This window comes from Ruegeria sp. A5 (assembly GCF_056543005.1).
In genome coordinates this window covers 1-701 of record NZ_JBQGAV010000028.1, presented here as the reverse complement: position 1 = coordinate 701, position 701 = coordinate 1, and the positions used below count along the sequence as shown (strand labels likewise).

At 56.5% G+C, this 701-nt stretch carries 1 pseudogene; it reads right to left on the bottom strand.

Annotated elements, in window-relative coordinates:
• Nucleotides 1-18: 18 nt before the first annotated feature.
• A pseudogene (locus tag ACR0AY_RS21170) lies at nt 19-701 on the bottom strand (IS6 family transposase); the annotation flags it as partial.

Sequence of the window (701 nt, the reverse complement as noted above, 5' to 3'; positions counted from 1 at the left end):
CGGTCTTGTCTGCGTCTGTCAGGTGGTCATTTCGAGAGCGTAACCGTCCCAGAGGCCGAAAGCATCGGTTCTGGCGTGACGGTATGAGACGGTGGAGAGTTGATAGCGGCGGGGTCGAAAGACGGTGTTGATCTGGTCGTGAGCGGCAAGGAACCTTTGCGCTTGCCTTGGCGACTTGAAGCGTCCCATGAACTTTTCACGCTTTCGAGTGGATCTGTGTGATCCTTCGATCCGATTGTTCAACCCCTTGTGTGCTCGGTGATCTGCACCTGGCACAAGATCGCGGATCGGCTTGAAATAGCTTCGCAACTTATCCGTGATTACAACACGGGGTTCGCCGAGTTGCGAAATCAACCGCTTCAGAAAGCGCCGCGCTGCCCTGGCACTCCGCCGTGGTTGGACGAGGATATCAAGAATATCTCCGTTCGCATCCACGGCCCGCCAGAGCCAACATTTCCGACCGTTGATCGGGATGACCACTTCGTCCAAATGCTATTTGTCGACCGCAGCTGGTCGGTCTCGCCTAATGCAATGCGCGAAATGGCCGCCAAAACGATTGACCCATTGCCGGATCGTTTCCCGGCTGACCGTCACACCGCGTTCCGCGAGCAGATCTTCAACATCAGCGGCGCTGAGCGCAAAGCGATGGTAGACCCAGACGGCAAAGGCGATGATCTCGCGCGGAAAACGAAAACCCTTCA